General features: G+C 52.4%; 23 protein-coding genes. 6 read left to right on the top strand and 17 right to left on the bottom strand.

Annotation, left to right across the window (positions count from 1 at the left end):
• Positions 1 to 534 precede the first annotated feature (534 nt).
• From ACFX4O_RS23080 to msrP, 17 genes are all read right to left on the bottom strand, one after another.
• Positions 535 to 1,293: an amino acid ABC transporter ATP-binding protein gene (locus ACFX4O_RS23080; protein WP_044489506.1), complete on the bottom strand. Its 759-nt coding sequence runs from the start codon at positions 1,291 to 1,293 to the stop codon at positions 535 to 537.
• 8 nt (positions 1,294 to 1,301) lie between these two features.
• Positions 1,302 to 2,405 carry an amino acid ABC transporter permease gene (locus ACFX4O_RS23085; RefSeq protein ID WP_380211485.1) on the bottom strand — a complete coding sequence of 368 codons (1,104 nt, stop codon included), beginning with the start codon at positions 2,403 to 2,405 and terminating at the stop codon, positions 1,302 to 1,304.
• Positions 2,406 to 2,414: 9 nt separating this feature from the next.
• Positions 2,415 to 3,596 carry an amino acid ABC transporter permease gene (locus ACFX4O_RS23090; protein WP_131407884.1) on the bottom strand — a complete coding sequence of 394 codons (1,182 nt, stop codon included), beginning with the start codon at positions 3,594 to 3,596 and terminating at the stop codon, positions 2,415 to 2,417.
• Positions 3,597 to 3,669: 73 nt separating this feature from the next.
• Positions 3,670 to 4,695, bottom strand: coding sequence for an amino acid ABC transporter substrate-binding protein (locus tag ACFX4O_RS23095; RefSeq protein WP_131407882.1), 1,026 nt, complete (start codon positions 4,693 to 4,695; stop codon positions 3,670 to 3,672).
• Positions 4,696 to 5,178: 483 nt separating this feature from the next.
• A complete protein-coding gene (locus ACFX4O_RS23100; protein ID WP_017457276.1) occupies positions 5,179 to 5,400 on the bottom strand; it encodes a lipoprotein in 222 nt (73 codons plus the stop codon).
• Positions 5,401 to 5,729: 329 nt separating this feature from the next.
• Entirely contained in the window at positions 5,730 to 7,808 is a 2,079-nt protein-coding gene (locus ACFX4O_RS23105; protein WP_380211487.1) for a putative bifunctional diguanylate cyclase/phosphodiesterase, read from the bottom strand.
• Between the two features lie 165 nt (positions 7,809 to 7,973).
• Positions 7,974 to 8,135: a DUF2556 family protein gene (locus ACFX4O_RS23110; RefSeq protein WP_020455476.1), complete on the bottom strand. Its 162-nt coding sequence runs from the start codon at positions 8,133 to 8,135 to the stop codon at positions 7,974 to 7,976.
• 162 nt (positions 8,136 to 8,297) lie between these two features.
• Positions 8,298 to 8,594, bottom strand: a complete 297-nt coding sequence (fis, locus tag ACFX4O_RS23115) for a DNA-binding transcriptional regulator Fis (RefSeq protein WP_000462905.1) — start codon at positions 8,592 to 8,594, stop codon at positions 8,298 to 8,300.
• A 25-nt stretch (positions 8,595 to 8,619) separates the two neighbouring features.
• Positions 8,620 to 9,585, bottom strand: a complete 966-nt coding sequence (dusB, locus tag ACFX4O_RS23120) for a tRNA dihydrouridine synthase DusB (RefSeq protein ID WP_044489505.1) — start codon at positions 9,583 to 9,585, stop codon at positions 8,620 to 8,622.
• 369 nt (positions 9,586 to 9,954) lie between these two features.
• A complete protein-coding gene (prmA, locus tag ACFX4O_RS23125) occupies positions 9,955 to 10,836 on the bottom strand; it encodes a 50S ribosomal protein L11 methyltransferase (protein WP_131407878.1) in 882 nt (293 codons plus the stop codon).
• A gap of 11 nt (positions 10,837 to 10,847) precedes the next feature.
• Complete coding sequence (panF, locus tag ACFX4O_RS23130; protein ID WP_380211544.1) at positions 10,848 to 12,299, bottom strand: sodium/pantothenate symporter; 1,452 nt, start codon at positions 12,297 to 12,299, stop codon at positions 10,848 to 10,850.
• Positions 12,289 to 12,531, bottom strand: a complete 243-nt coding sequence (locus ACFX4O_RS23135) for a YhdT family protein (protein WP_017457282.1) — start codon at positions 12,529 to 12,531, stop codon at positions 12,289 to 12,291. Before ACFX4O_RS23135 ends, panF begins: the two co-directional genes overlap by 11 nt.
• 108 nt (positions 12,532 to 12,639) lie before the next feature.
• Positions 12,640 to 13,989 (bottom strand): acetyl-CoA carboxylase biotin carboxylase subunit, encoded by a 1,350-nt coding sequence (gene accC / locus ACFX4O_RS23140; protein WP_131407873.1) that lies wholly within the window; start codon positions 13,987 to 13,989, stop codon positions 12,640 to 12,642.
• 11 nt (positions 13,990 to 14,000) lie between these two features.
• Positions 14,001 to 14,468, bottom strand: a complete 468-nt coding sequence (gene accB, locus ACFX4O_RS23145) for an acetyl-CoA carboxylase biotin carboxyl carrier protein (RefSeq protein ID WP_131407871.1) — start codon at positions 14,466 to 14,468, stop codon at positions 14,001 to 14,003.
• A gap of 21 nt (positions 14,469 to 14,489) precedes the next feature.
• Positions 14,490 to 14,942: a type II 3-dehydroquinate dehydratase gene (gene aroQ / locus ACFX4O_RS23150; protein WP_131407869.1), complete on the bottom strand. Its 453-nt coding sequence runs from the start codon at positions 14,940 to 14,942 to the stop codon at positions 14,490 to 14,492.
• Between the two features lie 235 nt (positions 14,943 to 15,177).
• Positions 15,178 to 15,777: a protein-methionine-sulfoxide reductase heme-binding subunit MsrQ gene (gene msrQ / locus ACFX4O_RS23155; RefSeq protein ID WP_131407867.1), complete on the bottom strand. Its 600-nt coding sequence runs from the start codon at positions 15,775 to 15,777 to the stop codon at positions 15,178 to 15,180.
• On the bottom strand, positions 15,778 to 16,779 hold the full coding sequence (gene msrP, locus ACFX4O_RS23160) for a protein-methionine-sulfoxide reductase catalytic subunit MsrP (RefSeq protein ID WP_380211491.1): 1,002 nt from the start codon (positions 16,777 to 16,779) through the stop codon (positions 15,778 to 15,780).
• Between the two features lie 290 nt (positions 16,780 to 17,069).
• Between msrP and csrD the strand changes: the two genes are divergently transcribed.
• From csrD to rng, 6 genes are all read left to right on the top strand, one after another.
• Positions 17,070 to 19,007 carry an RNase E specificity factor CsrD gene (csrD, locus tag ACFX4O_RS23165; RefSeq protein WP_131407863.1) on the top strand — a complete coding sequence of 646 codons (1,938 nt, stop codon included), beginning with the start codon at positions 17,070 to 17,072 and terminating at the stop codon, positions 19,005 to 19,007.
• Between the two features lie 305 nt (positions 19,008 to 19,312).
• A complete protein-coding gene (gene mreB, locus ACFX4O_RS23170; protein WP_006818047.1) occupies positions 19,313 to 20,356 on the top strand; it encodes a rod shape-determining protein MreB in 1,044 nt (347 codons plus the stop codon).
• A gap of 64 nt (positions 20,357 to 20,420) precedes the next feature.
• Positions 20,421 to 21,419, top strand: coding sequence for a rod shape-determining protein MreC (mreC, locus tag ACFX4O_RS23175; protein ID WP_131407861.1), 999 nt, complete (start codon positions 20,421 to 20,423; stop codon positions 21,417 to 21,419).
• Entirely contained in the window at positions 21,419 to 21,907 is a 489-nt protein-coding gene (mreD, locus tag ACFX4O_RS23180) for a rod shape-determining protein MreD (protein WP_380211494.1), read from the top strand. Before mreC ends, mreD begins: the two co-directional genes overlap by 1 nt.
• Before the next feature lie 7 nt (positions 21,908 to 21,914).
• Positions 21,915 to 22,508 carry a nucleoside triphosphate pyrophosphatase gene (locus ACFX4O_RS23185; RefSeq protein WP_131407859.1) on the top strand — a complete coding sequence of 198 codons (594 nt, stop codon included), beginning with the start codon at positions 21,915 to 21,917 and terminating at the stop codon, positions 22,506 to 22,508.
• On the top strand, positions 22,498 to 23,967 hold the full coding sequence (rng, locus tag ACFX4O_RS23190) for a ribonuclease G (RefSeq protein WP_131407857.1): 1,470 nt from the start codon (positions 22,498 to 22,500) through the stop codon (positions 23,965 to 23,967). The genes ACFX4O_RS23185 and rng overlap by 11 nt, the downstream gene beginning before the upstream one ends.
• The last annotated feature ends 28 nt before the right edge of the window (positions 23,968 to 23,995 follow it).

Genomic DNA, 23,995 nt, shown 5'->3' on the forward strand with positions numbered 1-23,995 from the left:
CAGAAGTGAAACGCCGTAGCGCCGATGGTAGTGTGGGGTCTCCCCATGCGAGAGTAGGGAACTGCCAGGCATCAAATAAAGCAAAAGGCCCAGTCGAAAGACTGGGCCTTTTGCTTTTCTACTGCAACATCACACATGACAGTAGTACTCCAGTCATTTACTCCTTCGCCAGCAACCTTTTGAGCATGACGAAACGCTTAATGCACCACAGAACGTGAGAGTGGTGATCAAGGCGTTCTTCCAGACATCAAGCACACTAAATCAGAAGTGAAACGCCGTAGCGCCGATAATAGTGCGGGGACTGTGGGGTACGACAAGCACATGGGAAGTAAATAACCACCTGTATAGAAGGCGGCATTGTTTGGTGCGTCCAGGCATCCTTAAAAGGCGCGCTCAGCCAGTTCGGTGAGATTTATAGCCAAAAGAATAGGGTCAGAACCAAACTTTTTGATAAGCATACCTTCAGGACGTATTTTTGCGTCGGCAATAAAAAAGGCCACCCGCATGAGTGGCCTGTAATAAATCGCATAGAGATCAATGAATAACCTGCGACAAAAACGCGCGGGTACGTTCTGATTTTGGGTTCGCAAAGAACTCTTCCGGCGGTGCTTGCTCAACGATTTCACCCCGATCCATAAAGATCACGCGATCGGCAACGGTGCGCGCAAAACCCATTTCATGGGTGACGCACAACATCGTCATGCCGGACTGCGCCAGCCCAATCATGGTATCCAGCACCTCTTTTACCATCTCCGGATCCAGCGCTGAAGTGGGCTCATCAAACAGCATGATTTTAGGTTTCATACATAATGAACGGGCGATCGCCACACGTTGCTGCTGACCACCGGAAATCTGCCCCGGAAACTTATGCGCATGCTCGGCAATGCGCACACGCTCAAGATAATGCATTGCCAGCGCCTCGGCCTCTTTCTTGGGCATCTTACGCACCCAAATCGGGGCTAGCGTACAGTTTTGCAACACGGTCAGATGTGGGAATAAATTAAAGTGCTGGAACACCATTCCCACTTCCTGGCGGATTTTTTCGATATTGCGGATATCTTCATTTAACTCAATGCCATCAACGACAATACGCCCTTGTTGATGCTCTTCCAGATGGTTAATACAGCGGATCGTGGTCGACTTCCCGGATCCGGATGGGCCACAAAGCACAATGCGTTCGCCCTGTTTCACATTGAGATTAATATCTTTCAGTACATGGAACTGCCCGTACCACTTATTCACATTTTCGAGCGTAATCATCGCGTCGCCAGATTGCATAGTTGTATTACTCATGGGGATCCTCAGTGCGGTGTACGCCCGGTGTTAAAGCGCTTCTCCAGATGCTGGCTGTAGCGCGACATGCTAAAACAGAAAATCCAGTAAACTAAAGCAGCAAAAACATAGCCTTCGGTGGACATCCCAAGCCATGCCGGATCGACCGTAGCTTGTTGTACGCTGCTGAACAGATCAAACAGGCCGATGATGATCACCAGGCTCGTATCTTTGAACAGGGCAATAATGGTATTCACAAGCCCTGGGATCACCAGCTTCAGCGCTTGCGGTAAAATCACCAGCCCCTGTGTTTTCCAGTATCCCAGCGCCAGAGACTCCGCCGCTTCATATTGCCCCTTCGGAAGAGCCTGCAAACCGCCACGCACCACTTCCGCCACATAAGCGGACTGGAACAAGATTACGCCGACCAGCGCACGGATCAGCTTATCGATACTGGTGCCTTCCGACATGAATAGCGGCAGCATCACCGAGGACATAAACAGCACGGTGATTAATGGAACGCCACGCCAGAACTCAATGAAAATGACCGATAACACGCGAACCACCGGCATTTTCGAACGACGTCCCAGCGCCAGCAAAATCCCCAGTGGCAGTGCGCCAGCAATACCAACAGAGGCGATGATCAATGTCAGTGTCAAACCGCCCCACTGGCGGGTTTCAACGCGCTCCAGCCCAAGAAAGCCGCCAAAAATCAGCCACCACACGACAAGCGGATAGATAACCGCCCAGCAGGCAATATAACGCCCGCGGCGCGGCAGCGCCTTCCAGAACATCGGTGCGATAGAGAGCAGACCAACGAGCAGCGCCACATTAATACGCCAGCGTTGATCATGCGGGTAGAGGCCATACATAAACTGGCCAAAACGCTCGTGGATAAACACCCAGCACGCGCCTGCTTTCGTACAATCGGCACGCGTTGAACCAAGCCAGTTCGCCTGAAACAGCGCCCAATCCAGTAAAGGGGGAATCAACTCCCACATTAACCACAGGCACAGAAGTGTCAGCAGCGAGTTTGACCAGTTGGAGAACAAGTTTTTTCGTACCCACAACATCGCGCCATTGCTTCCTGCGGGTGTCTGGCGCGTGGAGGGAGACAGAATTGCTTTTGTCATCAAAGTTCCTTAGCGCTCAATCAGGGCAATGCGGCGATTATAGATGTTCATCAGCAACGAAATTGACAGGCTGATTAGCAAGTAAACCGACATGGTTATAGCGATAGTTTCAATCGCCTGGCCGGTCTGATTCAGCACCGTACCGGCAAATAGCGACACCATATCCGGATAGCCAATTGCCGCCGCCAGAGATGAGTTTTTGGCGATATTCAGATACTGGCTGGTCAATGGAGGAATAATCACGCGCAGCGCTTGCGGAATGATCACCTGACGCAATGTCACTGGATGAGGCAAGCCGAGAGAACGCGCGGCTTCGTGCTGTCCATGCGGCACAGACTGGATGCCTGAGCGAATAATCTCAGCGATAAACGTGGAGGTATAGACCGACAGTGCAATGGTGAGTGCGGCGAGTTCTGGAATCAACACCATACCGCCCTGGAAGTTGAAACCGCGCAGCTGCGGAACGTCCCAGTGCAGTGCGGCGCCAAACACCCAGTGCGCCACTAGCGGCAGCACAATAATCAACCCCAGTGCGACAGGCCATGTCCGACGTAGTTGCCCGGTTTTGATTTGATGGGTTTTATTAAAGCGAAACAAGCCGATGGAGATAACCCCCGCTACGACTATCGCACCTACGAACGCCAATACGCCCTCGCCCATTTGCGGGGAGGGGATATACAAACCTCGGTTGCTCAGAAACACCAGTTCCATCGCGTTGACCGCCTGGCGCGGGCCGGGCAGGTTACGCAGCACTGCGAAGTACCAGAAAAAGATCTGCAATAGCGGCGGGATATTACGGAACGTTTCGATATAAATGGTCGATAACTTCCGCAGTAGCCAGTTTTCCGACAGACGCGCGAGCCCAAGGAAAAAACCAAGGAATGAGGCGAACACAATACACAGCGCTGAAACCAGCAGCGTATTAAGCAAGCCCACAAGGAATACACGTCCGTAGGTATCACCTTGTTCATAATCAATAAGATGCTGAACAATGCCGAAACCGGCGGCGCGATCCAGAAAGGCAAAACCGGAGGTAATTCCGCGGTTATTCAGGTTAGTAACGGTGTTGTGTATCAAATAAATTGCGATAACGACCACAGCGACAATCGCAATGATTTGAAACAGCCAGGCACGAACCGCAGGATTAGAAAGGGAGATAGCGCCTTTCACGGTTGGGCGGCGATGGGACATAGGAAAAACCTCAGTAACCATGACTCTGGGCTGGGCGCCACGCAAGCGTAGCGCCCGTTACAGCACTTACGTATTAGCGCACTGGCGGAGCGTATTGAATACCGCCGTTATTCCAGAGGTTGTTCTGGCCGCGTTTGATTTTCAGCGGGCTTTCAGAACCAACGTTACGTTCAAAGACTTCTGAATAGTTACCGACTTTCTTAATGATGTTGTAGGCCCACTTGTTATCCAGCTTCAGATCTTTACCGAAGTCGCCTTCTTTACCTAACAGATGCGCCATGTCCGGCGTTGCTGGGTTAGCGGCTTTCTCGTCAACGTTTTTCGAGCTAACGCCCATCTCTTCTGCGTTGAGCATGGCGAACAGTGTCCAGCGAACAATCGCGAACCAGTCGTCATCGCCACGGCGAACAACTGGCCCCAGCGGCTCTTTGGAGATGACTTCCGGCAACACGATCCACTCTGCCGGGTTGCTCAGTTTGATGCGTAACGCATACAGCTGAGACTGGTCAGAAGCCAGCGTGTCGCAACGGCCTGATTCCAGTGCTTTCGCGGATTCATCGGAACGGTCGAAGGTCACCGGTGTATATTTCATTTTGTTGGATTTAAAGTAATCCGCCACGTTCAGCTCGGTATCAGTACCTGCCTGAATACAAACGGTTGCGCCGTCCAGCTCTTTAGCGCTTTTCAGGCCGGCTTTGTTGTGGGTCAGGAAGCCGATACCGTCGTAATAGGTTACGCCAGTGAATGACAGGCCCATACCGCCATCGCGGGAAGAGGTCCAGGTGGTATTACGGGAGAGCATATCCACTTCGCCAGATTGCAGTGCGGTGAAACGCTCTTTAGCAGTCAGCGGAGTATATTTAACTTTCGTGTCGTCACCGAATACGGCGGCGGCAACGCCGCGGCAAACGTCCACGTCGATACCGGTGAATTTACCGCTCGCGTCCGCGTAGGAAAAGCCAGGCAGACCGTCGCTGATACCGCATTGTACAAAACCTTTCTTTTTAACGGCATCCAGCGTTGCGCCCGCATGTGCCTGATTTGCGACAGCAAACAGTACACCGGCAGCGGCCAGGCTGGCGATCATCATCTTTTTCATAATGCATCCTGTGTGGCGAAAATTTATCGTTATATAAGGCGTTCGGGAAACGCCTGAACCTGTCTGTGGCGATGGCCATACTCTTTAAAGCAAAGGTAGTGCCAATTTTGCGCATGGCGTTATTTGGCTACCGCAGGCGCAATATTGAGAGTGTAGACAGGAAAAAATAAAACCATTGCCCCGTCGTGGTGCAAAAATACAACCTGCGCCACAAAACAGAGCAAAAAAGGAGTGCCGTTTAGAGGGTATTAACAGACAAGTTTCCTGCGTGAATATAAGCAATATATTGATCGGTATCGCTTTGTGAAATGGGTCACGCAAAAATAGATAAAAAGAGGAAAGAGTGAAAAACAGTCAGCTCAGATGAAAAGAAGTGCGTACTTATTTTTTTATTTTTGCCTGCTCATGGGGCTGAAAATTTACTTATGCAAAATGACCTGCACCTAAATAAAGCAAAAGCGCGGTGAACCGCGCTTTTTATAACTATTTGGTCAGCGCAACGATACCGAGCGTCAAACCGGCAATCGCTGCTGCACCGCCAGCAATTGCTCCGGCTGTTTCCCAGTTATCCTGAGTTGTGCCTTTCATACAGGTATTGGTATGTACCAGACGACCTTGATCATCATACACCGGTACACAAGGAGAATCGTGAGCACAGCCTGCCAGGAATGTCGCGAGTAATGCCACGGAAATGAATTTTTTCATAATATTACCTCGGAATAATCACGATTCCCGATATCAATAATAGCGATACCTGTCCAGAATCGATAAGTCATATTTTACCATTCGCCCGTGCAAATTCCCCGGTGCAATAATCTCAAATTATGTTCTTTGTAAAAAACATGGAGATAAAACCGCTTCGCAAGTTAAATAATGCAGAAAAAATGAAGGGGGGAATAAAAAATATTTTACCATGCGTAAGCTATTGATAACGTAACGATGTCTCATAGCGTTATTTTTTATAAGAATAATCTAATTTCCGGTATGCGTAAAACAAAAACGCCCGCAGGCGCTTTATTTAACTCAATCCGGTTTCAGGCAAATGTTTCGGGTGGAGGAAGCTCATTTCCATAAGCACTAATAGATTCAGGGCTCACCGGTTTGCCTAATAAATATCCTTGAAGCGTATTGCAGCCCATTTCGGTGAGCAGTTTTTGTTGCTCTTCCGTTTCCACACCTTCCGCGACGACTTTTAAACTCAGCGTCCTGGCTAACGCCACAATGGCGGAGACGATGGTGGCATCTTCGCCCTCCCGGCTTAACTCACGAACAAACGCCCGATCGATTTTTAATTCACAGGCCGGAAGCCGTTTCAGATACAGCAGGCTGGAGTAACCTGTACCAAAGTCATCAATTGAGGCTTGAACACCCGCGTCTGTCAGTTCCGTCAACACGCGCACACTCTCATCCGGGTTGCTCATTGCGGTGGTTTCTGTTACTTCCAGGATTAACTTTTGCGGCGGCACGTCATGCTTTTTCAGCGCCTCCATAATCGTTTGGACCAGCGTACTCTGTTCAAACTGGAGGGTTGAGAGATTCACCGCAACTGACCAGTCAAGGTACCCCATTTTGCGCCATTCGCTGAGCTGACGGCAGGCTTCATCCACTACCCAGTTACCAAGCGGTACGATCAGGCCGGTTTTCTCCGCCAGCGGCAAAAAAACGTCCGGTGTGAGCACGCCTTGATAGGGATGATGCCAGCGCAGCAGCGCCTCAAAGCCGATAACCGGCCCTGCAGGTGCTTTAAATTTGGGCTGATAAACCAGCCGGAATTGCTGGCGTTCAAGCGCAATCCACAGATCGTTGAGTAACTGCAGTTGTGTTTGCGCCAGCGTATTCATTGACGGCTGAAAGAAGTGGTAACCGTTACGGCCCATGTGTTTGGTGTGATACATCGCCGCATCAGCATTGAACATCAGTTCCCGCTCGTTCTTGCCATCGTGCGGATAAAGCGCAATACCGACGCTCAGCGTCACCATCACGTCATAGGGATCGATATTGAAGGGTTTATCAATCACGCGTACCAACGAACTGGCAAGCGTTGCCGCTTCATCTGGCGCGCTGACTTCCGCCAGTAAAACAAACTCGTCACCACCAATGCGCGCCAGCGTATATTGCCCTTTTAATTTTTGCGTCAGGCGATCGGTCACCGCGACCAGCAATTTATCGCCGACATCGTGACCCCAGGCATCGTTGACGGTTTTGAAACCATCAAGATCCATAAACATCAGTGCGAAGAACGAGCCTTCGCGTTTGGCTTTGTTGAGGGCCTGTTCAAGGCGGTCTTCCAGCAACACACGGTTAGGCAGACGCGTTAAGGTATCGTGCAATGCCAGCCGCGCCAGTTCGCGGTTAGCCGCCGCCAGTGAAGTCGCCAACAGCGAGGTACGCGCTTGCAGACGCGCATCGAACATCGACACCAGCAGCGTAATGCCCAGCACTGAGAAGGCCATCATGCCGACCAGTACCGCCAGCCAGTTATTGTTAAAACCGTTATGACCTATGGCATGTTGGTGAGGGATTTGAGCCGCCATCATGCCGGTGTAATGCATACCAGCAATAGCGATGCCCATTAGAATCGCCGCACCAAAACGCATCAGCGCAACATGGGCAGCTTCATGACGTAAATGGAAGGTGAGCCACAGTGCGGCGAAGGAGGCAACCAGTGCTATCACTAAAGAAAGCGCGACCCAATTCAGATTCCAGATGATCGCTGGGGAAACCTGAAGCGCCACCATGCCTGTGTAGTGCATCGCCGCAATCCCCAATCCCATGACCATTGCGCCAGGGATCAGGCGACGCAGATGCAGATGCGGGGCGCTCACCAGCCATAGCGCGAATAACGATGAACCGATCGCGATAACCATGGAGAGGGCGGTAAGCAACGGTTCGTAGCGCATGCTCATTGACATGTTCATTGCCAGCATGCCGATAAAGTGCATCGCCCAGATGCCTATCCCCATCGCTACGCCGCCGCCGCTGAGCCAAACCCATGATGCGCTCCCGCTGCTGGTGGAAACACGGCCTGCCATATTCAGGGCGGTATAAGAGGCCAAAATGGCTACGATAAAAGAAACAACAACAAGGATATAGTCGTATTGGCTATCCAACATGGTGTCATCAACTCATTCACTAAGGGCGTTACGCATGACTACGATCGGACTGGCGAAAAGGGCTGAGACATTAGCATCGTACGGAGATGGCTCAAAATGATTTAAATCCCTGCGTTAATCAGGGTGATGGCTGCACTTTCGCGAATTTTCGCTACAAGCAATCACTTACAGATTATTGCAGTTAACCAGTTTGAGCGGATTTACGGAGTTCATATTGCGGCACTTATCGATCTCGGTGGTCATATACTCAACCCAGTACATGATTAAGCTATCCAGCATGAGGATCGACAGGGCGAAAGCCACCAGCCACCAATATTTGCGAATCATTCCGTATCTCCCTTTCTTGCAACCATTTGTTGAAATATACACGAGTCCGCAACCCCGGAATGACAGGGAAAGCGGGGTTTTTAGCGCTATTTCAGGCAATAAAAAAGGCGCTTTCCCATGCCGGTTAGCGCCTTTTTATCAATACAACTCACTGATTAAAAATCAGTTCATGCCGTATTTTTTCAGTTTTTTACGCAGCGTACCGCGGTTGATGCCCATCATCAGCGCCGCGCGGGTCTGATTACCACGGGTGTACTGCATCACCATGTCCAACAGTGGCTGTTCTACTTCAGCCAGTACCAGCTCATACAGGTCATTAACATCCTGACCATTCAGTTGAGCAAAATAGTTCTTCAGTGCCTGTTTTACCGAGTCACGGAGCGGTTTTTGGGTTACCTGATCCTGAGAGTTAACGGTAGAAACGGTCAGTACGTCAGAATTTACGCGTTGTTCGAACATAGTTCTGTCAGCTCTTTATTTCTGTTTACGCAAAATTTTCGAAGTATGCCTCCAACGCCTCCAGCTGTTCGCTGGCGTTCTCAATGGCGTTGAATGTGCGCCGAAACTGGTCATTCGGAGCGTGCTCCTGGAGATACCAGGAGACGTGTTTACGTGCGATTCGGTAACCTTTCGCCTGACCGTAAAAGTCATGCAGTTCCCGAACGTGCGCGCAAAGCAAGCGCTTAACCTCTGCCAAAGGCAGCGGGGCCAGCAGCTCCCCAGTGTCCAGATAATGCTGGATTTCCCGGAAGATCCAGGGTCTTCCCTGAGCTGCGCGGCCTATCATCAGGGCATCCGCCCCTGTATAGTCGAGCACAGCTCTGGCTTTTAGCGGGTCAGTAATGTCGCCATTCGCGATAACCGGAATGGAAACTTTCTGCTTAACTGCCCGAATACTGTCGTACTCAGCGTCTCCGTTGAACAAACAGGCGCGGGTGCGTCCATGAATGGTCAGAGCCTGGATACCACACTCTTCAGCCAGTTGGGCAATTTCTACGCAGTTACGGTGTTCTGGAGCCCAACCCGTGCGAATCTTCAGAGTGACAGGAACATCCACTGCATTAACTACCGAGGTCAGGATCGACTTCACCAGATCCGGGTATTGCAGCAGGGCGGAACCTGCAAGCTTGCGATTCACTTTTTTAGCCGGGCAACCCATATTGATATCAATAATCTGGGCGCCGCTTTCCACGTTAATACGTGCGGCTTCCGCCATTTCATCCGGGTCGCTGCCCGCAATTTGCACGGTGCGAATACCGGGTTCATCAATGTGCACCATCCGCAGTCGGGACTTGTCGCTTTCCCACACTTGTGGGTTAGAAGACATCATCTCGGATACGGTTAAACCGGCTCCCATCTCGTAACACAACGTCCGGAATGGTCTGTCAGTAATGCCAGCCATGGGCGCTGCGATCAGGCGATTTCTGAGCTGGTGGTGTCCGATGCGCATGAGTTAAGAAATGACCATACTGTGACTGCAAGGCGGCGTATATTACGCATTTTTCGCACGAGATGAAAGGCCAAACTTTGAGCAATCCTCTGTTGTAGATCAAGGAATAGCCAGTCCACCGGGGCAATAAACGTATTAAATCATGTTTTTCATAGGGTTATGCAAAAGATAAAAATTTCACATAACGCATAAATTCGCACAAGTTATCGTTTTTTCACGGGTGATAAGCGGCTGAACTGCTGTTTTTTCAGACAAAAATGACGATTTTTGCGAAGCTGGTCGCAATTTTCTCATCGGCATTTTGGCTGCTTTTTTCGACAGTTCAGCGCGCTGGCTCCGCGAAACGTGGTCCGCAGACCACGTTCCGTTTTACCTTTTCTGTCCCGTAATACGGCACCACTCTTCTTTCTCGACCACCGGATCAAGAGTAAAGAGCTCTGTATAGGCTTCGCACACGCTATCTGCCTGGCTGGCAAGGATCCCAGAGAGCCCCAGCAAACCGCCCTCAACGGGCAATACGCTGATTAACGGCGCCAGTTCACGCAACGGGCCAGCCAGAATATTGGCGACCACCACATCGGCTTTCATGGCTTCTGGCTGGTCTTTCGGCAGGTACAACTCAAGACGCTCGGAAACGCCGTTGCGCTCGGCATTATCGCGGCTGGCCTGAATAGCTTGCGGATCGATATCAATACCGATCGCTTTCGCGGCACCCAGTTTCAGAGCGGCGATCGCAAGGATCCCGGAGCCGCAGCCAAAGTCGATCACTGTTTTGCCGACGAGATCCAGACCATCGAGCCATTGCAGGCACAAAGAGGTGGTTGGGTGGGTACCGGTGCCAAATGCCAGACCCGGATCGAGCATCACATTCACCGCATTAACGTCCGGAACGTCGCGCCAGCTCGGACAGATCCACAGGCGCTCGCCAAAGCGCATCGGGTGGAAGTTATCCATCCATTCGCGCTCCCAGTCTTTATCTTCCAGTTGCTCGATTTTGTGGGCGAAACCTTCGCCGAGTAGCGGGTGCAAAGCGAGCTGGGCAACGACGTCTGCCATCTCGGTTTCCGCGTCGAACAGGCCGATAACGTCGGTATCGCCCCACAGGCGGGTTTCACCCGGCAGGGGTTCAAACACGGGCGTGTCGTGGGTATCCTGGAAAGTAATGGACACCGCGCCCGCTTCCATCAGAGCATCGCTCAGATCTTCCGCATTCGCGCCGGTGGTGTTCAGTTTCAGTTGGATCCAAGGCATGGCGTAACTCTTTATTCATTAACAGAAATGGTCGGAGCCTGCGGCGCGGGTTGACCGAAACGGTTCCCGACGACAAAGGCCAGCAAACTTAACAGCAGTGAGGGCACAATCGGATGGAAGCCCAGATACTGAATATTAAAGGTGGCGAGCACGGCATACAGCGCACCGCCAACAATCATGGCGCTGAGCGCGCCGGTGGAATTAGCGCGATCCCAATAGAGACCCAACACCAATGGCCACAGGAATACCGCCTCAAGTCCGCCAAATGCCAACAAGTTCAGCCAGATGATCATCTCTGGCGGGCGCCATGCCGCCAGCATCATCAAAATGCCGAGTACCAGTGTTGTCACGGTGGAAATACGTTTTAAGCGTGGCTCATGACGAATTTTAGTCGGCTGCGCGCTTAACCACAGATCTTTGATAATCGTCGCGGAAGCCTGCAACAGATGCGCATTGACGTTGGACATGATGGCAGCCATCGGTGCTGCGAGGAACAACCCTGCGGCCCACGGCGGCAACACTTCGACCATCAGCGTGGGAATAACCTGATCCGGCACCGACAGATTCGGCAGCACAGCACGACCCAGCGCGCCCGCCAGGTGCATTCCCAGCATCAACAGCGCGATGACGATGGTGCCGATAATGATCCCACGGTGCACCGATTTGCTGTCTTTATACGAAATACAGCGCACGGCGGTGTGCGGCAGACCGATAACGCCAAAACACACCAGCACCCAAAACGAGGTCATGAACGCCGGGGAGAGAATATCGCTCGCGCCGTGCGGACTAACCAGTTTCGGATCGATATGCTGCAAAGTATCGACGGCGTTATGTAAACCGCCCGCAGCATGGATCACGCCGACCAGCAACACCAGCGTACCGATCAGCATCACCATGCCTTGCATGGTGTCGTTCAACACACTGGCGCGAAAACCGCCAAACGCAGTATACAGCGCAATGGTTACGCCGAAGATCAGCAGACCCGATTCGTATTTGATACCGGACGCTGTCTCCAGCAGACGTGCGCCACCGATAAACTGCACGGCAATCGCACCGACAAATGCCACCAGCAGGCTGACGCTGGCAATCCATACCACCGCGCGGCTTTGGTAGCGCGCCATCAGCATGTCGTTGAGCGTAATCGCATTGTAGCGACGCGCCAGAATCGCGAATTTCTTGCCGAGAATACCCAGCGATAGCCAAATAGTGGGGACCTGGATCATTGCCAGCAGCACCCAGCCAAGACCGAATTTGTATGCGGCTCCCGGCCCGCCAATAAACGAACTGGCGCTGACATACGTTGCTGTCAGCGTCATGGCCAGCACAAATCCGCCCATCGAACGGCTGCCGAGGAAGTACTCGCTCAGGAACGTACCGCTACTACGCTGGCGCATCGCATAGTAAGAGAGGCCGAAGACGACGATCAGATAGATTATCAGCACGGCGATAATTTCAGTTTGCATCATTATCCTCCAGAGAGATATCGCGGAAGATAAAACGCACCATCGCCCAGCAAAGTAAAACAAACACCAGCGGCGTGAGCAAACAGGCTAATTCAAACCAACGTGGCAGTCCGGTGAAACCCTGCTCTGTACCCGGTAGGTAAGCGCACACTAACCAGGCGGCAAGATAAAGAAGGGTCAGCCACAGCGCCCAGCGGGCTTCTTTGTGAGCCTGAACAAAGCGGTTGTCCATTTTTGTCCCTTGTAAATGAAGAAAGCGGGGATTGTACCCTATGGGCAAGTTGAGGGGAGAGAAAAACAAAAAAGGCCGGAAGATCCGGCCTTTTGCGCTGATTGCAGATTATTTTTCCTGCAAACCGAGTTTTTTCTCCAGATAGTGGATGTTGGTGCCACCATGCTGGAAATTCTCGTCGCTCATAATACGCATCTGCAGGTCAACGTTGGTTTTGATACCGTCGATAATCAGCTCCTGCAACGCATTCTTCATGCGTGCAATCGCCACATCGCGGCTCTCGCCGTAGCAGATAAGCTTGCCAATCATTGAATCGTAATACGGCGGTACGGTGTAACCGGCGTAAATATGCGATTCCCAGCGCACACCAAACCCACCAGGGGCATGGAAGCGGGTGATTTTGCCCGGGCTCGGCAGGAAGGTATTCGGGTCTTCGGCGTTAATACGGCATTCCACCGCATGGCCTTTCACCACAACTTCTTCTTGCTTAATGGACAGCGGCTGACCGGCTGCAATACGCAACTGCTCTTTGATCAGGTCAACGCCGGTAATCATTTCGGTAACCGGGTGTTCAACCTGAATACGGGTGTTCATCTCAATGAAGTAGAACTCGCCGTTTTCGAACAGGAACTCAAACGTACCGGCTCCGCGATAGCCGATATCGACACAGGCTTTCGCACAACGCTCGCCGATGTAGCGACGCAGTTCCGGGGTGATGCCCGGTGCCGGTGCTTCTTCGACCACTTTCTGGTGGCGGCGCTGCATGGAGCAGTCGCGCTCTGCCAGATAGATAGCGTTGCCCTGACCATCGGCCAGCACCTGGATCTCGACGTGGCGAGGATTTTCCAGGTATTTTTCCATGTACACCATGTCGTTGCTGAAAGCGGCTTTCGCTTCCGCACGCGTCATGCTGATGGACTGCGCCAGGTCGGCGTCTTTGCGCACAACGCGCATACCGCGACCGCCGCCGCCGCCGGAGGCTTTGATGATAACCGGGTAACCGATGCGTTTAGCATGGGCGCGGTTTGCATCCATATCGTCGCCCAGCGGGCCGTCTGAACCTGGTACGGTCGGTACGCCAGCTTTCTTCATGGCGGTGATCGCAGACACTTTGTCACCCATCAGGCGGATGGTGTCAGCTTTCGGGCCGATAAAGATAAAGCCAGAGCGCTCAACCTGTTCAGCAAAGTTGGCATTCTCAGAGAGGAAGCCGTAACCCGGGTGAATCGCCACTGCGCCGGTGATTTCGGCGGCGGAGATAATCGCCGGGATATTCAGATAGCTTTTTACTGATGGCGCAGGACCGATACACACCGTCTCGTCTGCCAGCAGTACGTGTTTTAAATCGCGATCCGCAGTGGAGTGCACAGCGACAGTCTTGATGCCCAGTTCTTTACAGGCACGAAGAATACGCAGTGCAATCTCGCCGCGGTTGGCGATAACAATTTTATCCAGCATGTGCGCCTCGTTTACTCGATGACGACCAGCGGCTCGTCAAATTCAACCGGTTGGCCACTTTCCACCAGAATGGCTTTCACCACGCCTGATTTATCGGCTTCGATCTGGTTCATCATTTTCATGGCTTCAACGATGCACAGGGTATCGCCCACATTGACTTTCTGGCCAATTTCGATAAACGCTTTTGCGTCCGGGCTCGGGGTGCGATAGAAGGTTCCGACCATCGGGGAACGTACGATGTGGCCACTGATTTCCGCTGCGGCTGCAGGGGCTTCCGGCGCTGCGGCAGGTGCGACAGCGTTAGACAGGGCTGGCTGCTGTTGCATCATCGGCGCAGCATATTGCTGCATAACCGGGAAGCCAGCATTCGGCGCGCTGCGGCTGATGCGCACAGACTCTTCGCCTTCAGAAATTTCCAGTTCGGAGATGCCTGATTCTTCAACCAGCTCGATCAGTTTCTTAATCTTACGAATATCCATGAGTGGGTTCCGTACTCTTGTTTAGTGTGATTGTGACAGGCGTTTTACTGCCGTCTGTAAAGCGTATGAATAACCTTCCGCACCCAGCCCGCAAATAACGCCTTCGGCGATATCTGACAGATACGAGTGGTGACGGAATGGCTCCCGCGCATGCACGTTGGTCAGGTGGATCTCGATAAACGGGATACCGACAGCCAACAGTGCGTCGCGGATAGCAACACTGGTGTGCGTAAACGCGGCCGGATTGATCAGGATGAAGTCCATAATGTCTTTAGCCTGATGAATACGGTCGATGATTGCGTACTCCGCGTTTGACTGAAAATGCGCCAGTTCCACATCAAGCGATGTCGCTTCGGCACTCAAACCGTTAACAATCTCGCTGAGCGTAAGCGTGCCGTACTTATCCGGCTCACGGGTGCCAAGCAGGTTTAGGTTCGGTCCGTTCAAAACCAATATGTGGAACTTGCCAGCCATTGTGCAGCTATCTCCTGCGATTCTCGGGTAAAAAACAAAATATACCTTCAATTCGCTATTGTCACCTTTTCAGAGGCTAAAAACCCCTGTCAGGAAAACCAAAGTCGCACATTATAACGATTTCGTAGCAATTGGCAGCTAAATACTGGTCTTATCAGGGAAGATTATCAACTGCCGCCCGGAATCTGGCGGCGAATGATAGTAGATCTGCGGAGAACTGCACACAATAAGCGTGTTAACGCCACCATTGGCGAAACTTCTTATAACGCCACGCTAACAGCGCAATCGCGGCGGCAGCATAGAGGATCGGCTGCGGTGACAAGATTTTTACCGACCAAAGGTAGTGAATCGGCGCGAGGATCGCCACCAGATAGACGAAATTATGTAATTGTTGCCAGCGTTTGCCCAATTTCCGCTGCGCCCATTGCGTTGAGGTCAACGCTAATGCCAGCAAAATCAGCCAACTTGCGGCTCCCAGCGTTAAATAAGGGCGCGTTATCAACTCTTGCCCTAATAATGAAAGATTATTAATGCCAAGCTCCAGTAAGGTGTAGCTGGTCAGATGCAGTGTCGCCCAGGCAAAGCACCACAGCCCCAGTAAGCGCCGGGTTCTGATTAATAGCGGTTGTTTCGCGTAGCGTGCGAGCGGTGCGACCAGCAAACTGGCGAGCAGGAATTTTAGCGCCATTCTGCCCGTAAAATGCTGGATGTCTTTCGCCGGATCGGCGCTGAAATAGCCCTGGTTCGCCGCCCAGAAAAGCCAAAGTAAAGGCAGCAGACCCGCCAGATGTAATGCGACTTTTAACCACGTCACCTGTTTTGCCGTTAAGCGCACTTAGAAATTCTCCCGCAGATCTAACCCGTGATAAAGCGAAGCCACTTCTTCAGCGTAGCCATTAAACAGCAGCGTTGGCTGACGTTTTACATCCAGCGCGCCGCCTGATCCAATAAAACGTTCCGTCGCTTGTGACCAGCGCGGGTGATCAACATGCGGGTTCACATTGGCGTAGAAGCCATATTCATCGGGTGCGGCAAGATTCCAGGTGGTTGGTGGTCGTTTACTGGTTAACTTGATACTGACAATTGATTTGATGCCTTTAAAACCATATTTCCACGGCACTGTCAGGCGGATCGGCGCGCCGTTTTGCGGTGGTAGCGCTTTGCCATACACACCGACAGTAAGCAGCGTAAGCGGGTGCATCGCTTCATCTATACGTAGCGCTTCAACATACGGGTATTTGAGGCCACCACCGATAAATCGGTCTTTTTGCCCCGGCATCTGATCCGGTGCGTAAAGGGTCTGGAACGCGACATATTTGGCGTTGCTGGTGGGTTCAACTAACGCCAGCAGTTTATGCAGCGGGAATCCGATCCACGGCACCACCATCGACCAGGCCTCAACGCAGCGCATGCGATAGATTCGTTCTTCCAGCGGGAAACGCGAGGTCAGCGCCGCGTGGTCGAGCGTTAACGGTTTTGCCACTTCACCATCAATGGTCAATGTCCAGGGATCGGTTTTCATTCCTCCGGCGTTGGCGGCAGGATCGGCTTTATCGAGGCCAAATTCATAGAAGTTGTTATAACCGGTGACTTTTTCTTCCGGCGTCAGCGGGAGAGAGGATTTCCACTGTGCAGGTTGCGTAAAATCGAGTGGTTTTCCTGATGGCGCTTTTGGCCGGTCATGGCCTTTAAACCAGTCCAATAAATCGGCCCGCGCGCCGGGTGCCAGGGTCAGTGCTGTGGCGCTAATTCCCAGCATTTTCAGCACCTGGCGGCGCTGTAACATAAAAACGGATTCCGCAGTGACATCGGCTTCGGTTAGTTTTTTCTTCATCACATCCTCCGTTAGTTTCTCGTCAAGCATGGTGTAAGCGCAGCGTGAGCGCGAGCCCGAGTGTGTTACCAAACATTGTAAATAGTCAGGTTAAGACATTTTTCAGGCTTATTGATTGTTGGCAAAAAATTTCTGAGGGCTATACTCGCTGATATGAAACGCGGTGCCAGTTTTTCCCTGCCGACTGCAAGCTATCCCGGGACGCGGGTAGACATCAAAGTTAGTACTTACTTCAATGACATTACCCTGAGCGGTATCGTTTCGTTCTTTATACAAGCGGAGTTAACACAAGGATGCGATTAACGACGAAATTTTCAGCTTTTGTGACGCTACTGACAGGGCTGGCGTTTTTCGTCACTCTGATTGGGTGTTCACTGAGCTTCTATAACGCGATTCAAAACAAGGTTGCCAATCGTGTCGAAGCGGTGGCGGCGATTGTCGATACGCGTTTGATCTCAACGCCGGTTTCCCGGCTGTTGCCGCAGCTCGATGAACTGATGGTGCCGGTAGATATTATCGCGATTGAGATTAAGCAAGGCCGGCGCACGGTACTCAGTTACACGCATAGCGGAAGTTATCGCCCGGCGGGCAGCAACTATCAATATCGGGAGCTGCATATTCCCTCCCTGAAAAATCCCGGCTTCACGTTCACGCTGATTTACCAGGATCCGATGGCGAACTATTTTCGCTCGTTGTCGAACACTGCGCCGCTGACGGTGGCGATTGGTTTTATGATTGTGATCCTCTTTCTCTCTGTTCGCTGGCTACGGCGACAGCTTTCCGGGCAGGAACTGCTGGAGACACGCGCGACGCGGATCCTCAACGGTGAGCGCGGGCCGCAGGTTCGTGGCAGCATTTATGAATGGCCATCACGTACCAGCAGTGCGCTGGATGTGCTACTGACCGACATTCAGTTCGCCAGCGATCAGCGTAGCCGCATGGATACGCTGATTCGTTCTTACGCGGCGCAGGACACGCGAACTGGCCTGAATAACCGCCTGTTTTTTGATAACCAGCTCGCCACGCTGCTGGAAGATCAGGAAAAAGTGGGTTCGCACGGCGTGGTGATGATGATCCGTTTGCCGGACTTTGATCTGCTGCGAGATAGCGGCGGAACCACCACCGAAGAGTATCTCTTTACGCTCATTAACCTGCTTTCTACCTTTATTATGCGTTATCCCGGCGCGTTACTGGCGCGCTACCATCGCAGCGACTTTGCCGTACTGCTGCCGCATCGCACCTTAAAGGAAGCGGAAAGCATTGCCGGGCTGATCCTGAAAGCGGTGGAAGGGTTACCGCCCAATAAAACGCTGACACGCGAAGATATTATGCATATTGGTATTTGCGCCTGGCGCAGTGGTCAGCCTGGTGTGCAAGTGATGGAACATGCTGAGGCCGCAGCGCGCAACGCGGTGTTACAGGGCGGAAACAGTTGGTCAGTTTATGACGACACATTGCCGGAACAAGGGCGTGGAAATGTGCGCTGGCGAACGCTGATTGAACAGATGCTGAGTCGCGGCGGGCCGCGCGTTTATCAGAAACCGGCAATTAACCGTGACGGGCACGTTCACCACCGCGAGCTGATGTGCCGCATTTTCGATGGCGAACAAGAAGTGATTGCCGAAGAGTATATGCCCATGGTGCAGCAGTTTGGTCTGGCTGAAGAATATGACCGCCTGCAAGTGACGCGCCTGATTCCGTTTATGGGTTTTTGGCCGGAAGAAAACCTGGCCATGCAAATAACAGTGGAATCATTGATCCGCCCCCGTTTTCAACGCTGGCTACGCGATATATTAATGCAGTGCGAAAAATCTCAACGTAAACGGATTATTTTTGAACTTGCTGAGGCGGATGTTTGTCAACATATCAGCCGGTTACAGTCGGTGGTGCGTTTAATCAACGCATTAGGCGCGCGCATAGCGGTAAATCAGGCGGGTCTGACGTTGGTGAGCACCAGTTGGATTAAAGCATTGGATGTTGAGTTATTAAAGCTGCATCCGGGGCTGGTCAGGAACATTGAAAAGCGCACCGAAAACCAGCTTCTGGTGCAGAGCCTCGTGGAAGCGTGCAAAGGCACGCGAACGCGAGTTTTCGCGACCGGTGTTCGCTCTCGTGGCGAATGGCAGACGCTGGTAGAACGGGGTGTTGTGGGTGGGCAGGGCGATTTCATCGCGGCTTCCCAACCGCTCGATACCAATGTGAAAAAATATTCGCAAAGATACTCGGTTTGAACTGCTGTTTGAGTCGTTTTCACGTAGAATAATGCGCGCTGCCATGTTTGGGGGTGTGCGTGCCTGCCCGCCGGATTATCGCAGTGAACAAAGCCGGTTTGTCCTTATGAAAAACTGCAAACGCAACAGACTGGAAAATGAGTTCTTTTCACTTCCTGGTGGATTCATGTCGTTTTGCAACAAAGGAAACAAACTGCACTAATTTTCACCGTAACAGATGATTCTTATGCCTTGTCGCTGCTACGTGTGGTTGGTAAAGTAAGCGGATTTTGTTTCCGCCCCAGCTTTCAGGATTATCCCTTAGTATGTTGAAAAAATTTCGTGGCATGTTTTCCAATGACCTGTCCATTGACCTGGGTACCGCGAATACCCTGATTTATGTAAAAGGACAAGGCATCGTACTGAATGAGCCTTCCGTGGTGGCCATTCGCCAGGATCGTGCCGGTTCACCGAAAAGTGTAGCCGCAGTCGGTCATGAAGCGAAACAGATGCTTGGCCGTACGCCGGGCAATATCGCTGCTATCCGCCCGATGAAAGACGGCGTAATTGCCGATTTCTTCGTGACCGAAAAAATGCTTCAGCACTTTATCAAACAAGTGCACAGCAACAGCTTTATGCGTCCGAGCCCGCGCGTTCTGGTTTGTGTGCCGGTTGGCGCAACTCAGGTTGAACGCCGTGCTATTCGTGAATCCGCGCAGGGCGCTGGTGCTCGTGAAGTGTTCCTGATTGAAGAGCCGATGGCGGCCGCAATCGGCGCTGGCTTACCGGTTTCTGAAGCGACCGGTTCAATGGTGGTGGATATCGGTGGTGGTACCACTGAAGTTGCCGTTATCTCCCTGAATGGCGTGGTTTACTCCTCTTCTGTTCGTATCGGCGGTGATCGCTTCGATGAAGCAATCATTAATTATGTTCGCCGTAACTACGGCTCACTGATTGGTGAAGCGACCGCAGAACGTATCAAACACGAAATTGGCTCTGCTTACCCGGGCGATGAAGTGCGTGAAATCGAAGTGCGTGGCCGTAACCTGGCTGAAGGTGTTCCACGTGGCTTCACGCTGAATTCCAACGAAATTCTGGAAGCGTTGCAGGAACCGCTGACCGGCATCGTTAGCGCAGTTATGGTTGCGCTGGAACAGTGCCCGCCGGAACTGGCTTCTGATATCTCCGAGCGCGGTATGGTATTGACCGGTGGTGGCGCGCTGCTGCGCAACCTTGACCGCCTGTTGATGGAAGAAACGGGTATTCCAGTTGTAGTTGCAGAAGATCCACTGACTTGCGTAGCGCGTGGCGGCGGCAAGGCGCTGGAAATGATCGACATGCACGGCGGCGACTTGTTCAGCGAAGAATAGTCCGCGTCAGATGCGAAGCGTATTGTCGCTTCGCATCTGTCTGGCCTGAGAATACGCAAAGCCTATGAAGCCAATTTTTAGCCGTGGCCCGTCACTGCAGATTCGCCTTTTTCTGGCGGTTTTGGTGGCGCTCGGAGTCATTATTGCCGACAGCCGCCTCGGTACGTTCAGCCAAATCAGAACGTACATGGATACTGCCGTCAGTCCTTTCTATTTTATTTCCAATGGTCCCCGCGAATTATTAGATAACGTTTCCCAAACGTTGGCGTCGCGTGACCAGCTTGAGCTTGAAAACCGGGCATTACGTCAGGAGCTGTTACTGAAAAACAGCGAGCTGTTGATGTTAGGACAGTACAAGCAGGAGAACGCTCGCCTGCGTGAACTGCTGGGCTCGCCGCTGCGTCAGGATGAGCAGAAAATGGTAACTCAGGTTATCTCGACAGTTAACGATCCTTACAGCGACCAGGTGGTTATCGACAAAGGTAGCGCGAACGGCGTGTATGAAGGCCAGCCGGTGATCAGCGATAAAGGCGTTGTCGGCCAGGTTGTTGCGGTGGCGAAACTGACCAGCCGCGTACTGCTGATTTGCGATGCCACACACGCGCTGCCGATTCAGGTGCTGCGTAACGATATCCGCGTGATTGCTGCCGGTAACGGCTGCACAGACGATCTGCAACTCGAACATTTACCGGCGAATACGGATATTCGCGTTGGTGATGTGTTGGTGACGTCAGGTCTGGGCGGGCGTTTCCCGGAAGGGTACCCTGTTGCAGTGGTTTCGTCGGTTAAGCTCGATACGCAGCGTGCCTACACCGTGATTCAGGCGCGCCCAACCGCAGGCCTGCAACGTTTGCGTTATCTGCTGCTGCTGTGGGGCGCGGATCGTAACGGCACTAACCCAAGAACACCGGAAGATGTGCATCGTGTGGCGAACGAACGTCTGCTGCAAATGATGCCGCAGGTGCTTCCTTCTCCTGATGCGATGGGGCCGCCTGCGCCAATGCCCGCTCCGGCGACTGGCATTACGCAGCCGCCGCCGCAAGTCTCTCCGGGAGGGCAATAGTGGCGAGTTATCGTAGCCAGGGGCGCTGGGTTATCTGGCTCTCGTTTTTAATTGCACTGTTGCTTCAAATCATGCCCTGGCCGGATGACATCATTGTCTACCGGCCAAACTGGGTATTGCTCATTTTGCTTTACTGGATCCTCGCGCTGCCGCACCGCGTAAATGTTGGCACAGGTTTCGCGATGGGTGCCATACTGGATCTGATTAGCGGATCCACCCTCGGTGTACGCGCGCTTTCGTTAAGTATTGTCGCCTATCTGGTCGCACTGAAATTTCAGCTGTTCCGTAATCTGGCGCTCTGGCAACAAGCGCTGGTGGTTATGCTGTTGTCGCTGGCGACAGAAGTCGTTGTCTTCTGGGCGGAGTTTCTGGTGATTAACGTTTCGTTTAAGCCAGAAATTTTCTGGAGCAGCCTGGTCAATGGGGTGCTCTGGCCGTGGCTTTTCTTGTTAATGCGTAAGATCCGCCAGCAGTTTGCGGTGCAATAAGGCGTTTATGATTGATATCTGGCTTGCTTCCGGTTCTCCTCGTCGCCAGGAGTTGCTCACACAACTGGGCGTCACTTTCGCGCGTATTGTTCCGGGGATTGAGGAACAACGCCAGGCGCAGGAGAGCGCCCGACAGTATGTGTTGCGGCTGGCTCGAGAAAAAGCGCAGGCCGGCGTGGCGATGGCTTCCAGCGATCTGCCAGTGCTGGGGGCGGACACGATCGTCATATTTAATGGTGAAGTGCTTGAAAAACCAAAAGACTCCTCGCATGCTGCCAGTATGTTGCGCCTGCTTTCCGGGCAAACACATCAGGTGATGACGGCGGTCGCGTTGGCAGATAGCCAGCATTTGCTCGATTGTCTGGTGGAAACCGAAGTGACTTTCAGAGTGCTATCGGAAAAGGATATCGCTGATTACGTCGCCAGCGGGGAACCGCTGGATAAAGCCGGTGCTTATGGCATTCAGGGGCTGGGTGGCTGTTTCGTGAGAAAAATAAACGGTAGTTATCATGCCGTTGTGGGTTTACCACTGGTGGAAACTTGGGAATTGCTGAGCAACTTTAATGCACTGCGCGAGGGAAAAGATAATCATGACGGCTGAATTGTTGGTCAACGTTACTCCATCGGAAACACGCGTCGCTTATATTGATGGCGGCATTCTGCAGGAAATTCACATCGAGCGCGAAGCACGGCGCGGGATAGTAGGCAATATCTACAAAGGTCGGGTCAGCCGGGTTTTGCCGGGCATGCAGGCGGCTTTTGTAGATATTGGTCTGGAAAAGGCGGCGTTCCTTCACGCCTCCGACATTATGCCGCACACCGAATGTGTCGCCGGGGAAGAGCAGAAAAACTTCACCGTGCGCGACATCTCCGAGCTTGTCCGTCAGGGGCAGGATTTAATGGTGCAAGTGGTAAAAGATCCGCTGGGTACTAAAGGCGCGCGCCTGACAACGGATATCACTCTGCCATCCCGTTACCTGGTCTTTATGCCAGGCGCTTCTCATGTTGGTGTTTCCCAGCGTATTGAGAGCGAAGCCGAGCGTGAGCGTCTTAAACAGGTCGTTGCGGCGTACTGTGACGAGCAGGGCGGTTTTATCATTCGCACTGCGGCAGAGGGCGTGTGCGAAGAGGATCTCGCTTCCGATGCGGCGTACCTCAAGCGCGTCTGGACCAAGGTGATGGAGCGTAAAAAACGCCAACAAAGCCGCTGCAAACTTTACGGCGAGTTGGCGCTGGCGCAGCGTGTGCTGCGTGATTTCGCCGATGCCCATCTGGATCGTATCCGTGTGGACTCGCGTCTGACTTTTGAAGCGCTGCTGGAGTTCACTGCGGAATACATTCCTGAAATGACCAGCAAGCTCGAACACTACAATGGTCGCCAGCCGATTTTCGATCTTTACGATGTCGAGAACGAGATCCAGCGCGCGCTGGAACGCAAAGTGGAGCTGAAGTCCGGCGGCTATCTGATCATCGATCAAACTGAAGCGATGACCACCGTTGATATCAACACCGGTGCGTTTGTCGGCCACCGCAATCTCGACGACACTATTTTCAACACCAACATCGAAGCTACGCAGGCCATTGCCCGCCAGCTGCGCTTACGCAATTTGGGCGGCATTATCATCATCGATTTTATCGATATGAGTAATGACGATCATCGCCGTCGCGTACTGCACTCGCTTGAGCAGGCGCTGAGTAAAGATCGGGTCAAGACCAGCATTAATGGTTTCTCACAGCTTGGTCTGGTGGAGATGACGCGCAAACGTACGCGCGAAAGTGTAGAACATGTCCTCTGTAATGAATGCCCCACCTGTCATGGCCGTGGCACCGTTAAAACGGTGGAAACAGTGTGTTATGAAATCATGCGCGAGATCGTTCGCGTGCATCATGCTTACGATTCCGATCGTTTTCTGGTTTACGCTTCCCCGGCGGTGGCGGAAGCCCTGAAAAGTGAAGAGTCGCACGCGCTGGCGGAGGTGGAAATCTTCGTTGGCAAGCAGGTAAAAGTGCAAATCGAGCCGCTCTATAATCAAGAGCAGTTTGACGTAGTAATGATGTAATTCGCAGCGTGCTGCGACACGAGCGAAT

Source organism: Kosakonia sp. YIM B13571 (assembly GCF_042788095.1).
Classification (GTDB): Bacteria; Pseudomonadota; Gammaproteobacteria; order Enterobacterales; family Enterobacteriaceae; genus Kosakonia; species Kosakonia quasisacchari.

What these genes read in the sequence shown, in the direction of transcription:
- ACFX4O_RS23080 (WP_044489506.1), bottom strand. Translation starts at nt 1,293, where the DNA reads ATGAGTAATACAACTATGCAATCTGGCGACGCGATGATTACGCTCGAA.
- ACFX4O_RS23085 (WP_380211485.1), bottom strand. Translation starts at nt 2,405, where the DNA reads ATGACAAAAGCAATTCTGTCTCCCTCCACGCGCCAGACACCCGCAGGA.
- ACFX4O_RS23090 (WP_131407884.1), bottom strand. Translation starts at nt 3,596, where the DNA reads ATGTCCCATCGCCGCCCAACCGTGAAAGGCGCTATCTCCCTTTCTAAT.
- ACFX4O_RS23095 (WP_131407882.1), bottom strand. Translation starts at nt 4,695, where the DNA reads ATGAAAAAGATGATGATCGCCAGCCTGGCCGCTGCCGGTGTACTGTTT.
- ACFX4O_RS23100 (WP_017457276.1), bottom strand. Translation starts at nt 5,400, where the DNA reads ATGAAAAAATTCATTTCCGTGGCATTACTCGCGACATTCCTGGCAGGC.
- ACFX4O_RS23105 (WP_380211487.1), bottom strand. Translation starts at nt 7,808, where the DNA reads ATGTTGGATAGCCAATACGACTATATCCTTGTTGTTGTTTCTTTTATC.
- ACFX4O_RS23110 (WP_020455476.1), bottom strand. Translation starts at nt 8,135, where the DNA reads ATGATTCGCAAATATTGGTGGCTGGTGGCTTTCGCCCTGTCGATCCTC.
- fis (WP_000462905.1), bottom strand. Translation starts at nt 8,594, where the DNA reads ATGTTCGAACAACGCGTAAATTCTGACGTACTGACCGTTTCTACCGTT.
- dusB (WP_044489505.1), bottom strand. Translation starts at nt 9,585, where the DNA reads ATGCGCATCGGACACCACCAGCTCAGAAATCGCCTGATCGCAGCGCCC.
- prmA (WP_131407878.1), bottom strand. Translation starts at nt 10,836, where the DNA reads ATGCCTTGGATCCAACTGAAACTGAACACCACCGGCGCGAATGCGGAA.
- panF (WP_380211544.1), bottom strand. Translation starts at nt 12,299, where the DNA reads ATGCAAACTGAAATTATCGCCGTGCTGATAATCTATCTGATCGTCGTC.
- ACFX4O_RS23135 (WP_017457282.1), bottom strand. Translation starts at nt 12,531, where the DNA reads ATGGACAACCGCTTTGTTCAGGCTCACAAAGAAGCCCGCTGGGCGCTG.
- accC (WP_131407873.1), bottom strand. Translation starts at nt 13,989, where the DNA reads ATGCTGGATAAAATTGTTATCGCCAACCGCGGCGAGATTGCACTGCGT.
- accB (WP_131407871.1), bottom strand. Translation starts at nt 14,468, where the DNA reads ATGGATATTCGTAAGATTAAGAAACTGATCGAGCTGGTTGAAGAATCA.
- aroQ (WP_131407869.1), bottom strand. Translation starts at nt 14,942, where the DNA reads ATGGCTGGCAAGTTCCACATATTGGTTTTGAACGGACCGAACCTAAAC.
- csrD (WP_131407863.1), top strand. Translation starts at nt 17,070, where the DNA reads ATGCGATTAACGACGAAATTTTCAGCTTTTGTGACGCTACTGACAGGG.
- mreB (WP_006818047.1), top strand. Translation starts at nt 19,313, where the DNA reads ATGTTGAAAAAATTTCGTGGCATGTTTTCCAATGACCTGTCCATTGAC.
- mreC (WP_131407861.1), top strand. Translation starts at nt 20,421, where the DNA reads ATGAAGCCAATTTTTAGCCGTGGCCCGTCACTGCAGATTCGCCTTTTT.
- ACFX4O_RS23185 (WP_131407859.1), top strand. Translation starts at nt 21,915, where the DNA reads ATGATTGATATCTGGCTTGCTTCCGGTTCTCCTCGTCGCCAGGAGTTG.
- rng (WP_131407857.1), top strand. Translation starts at nt 22,498, where the DNA reads ATGACGGCTGAATTGTTGGTCAACGTTACTCCATCGGAAACACGCGTC.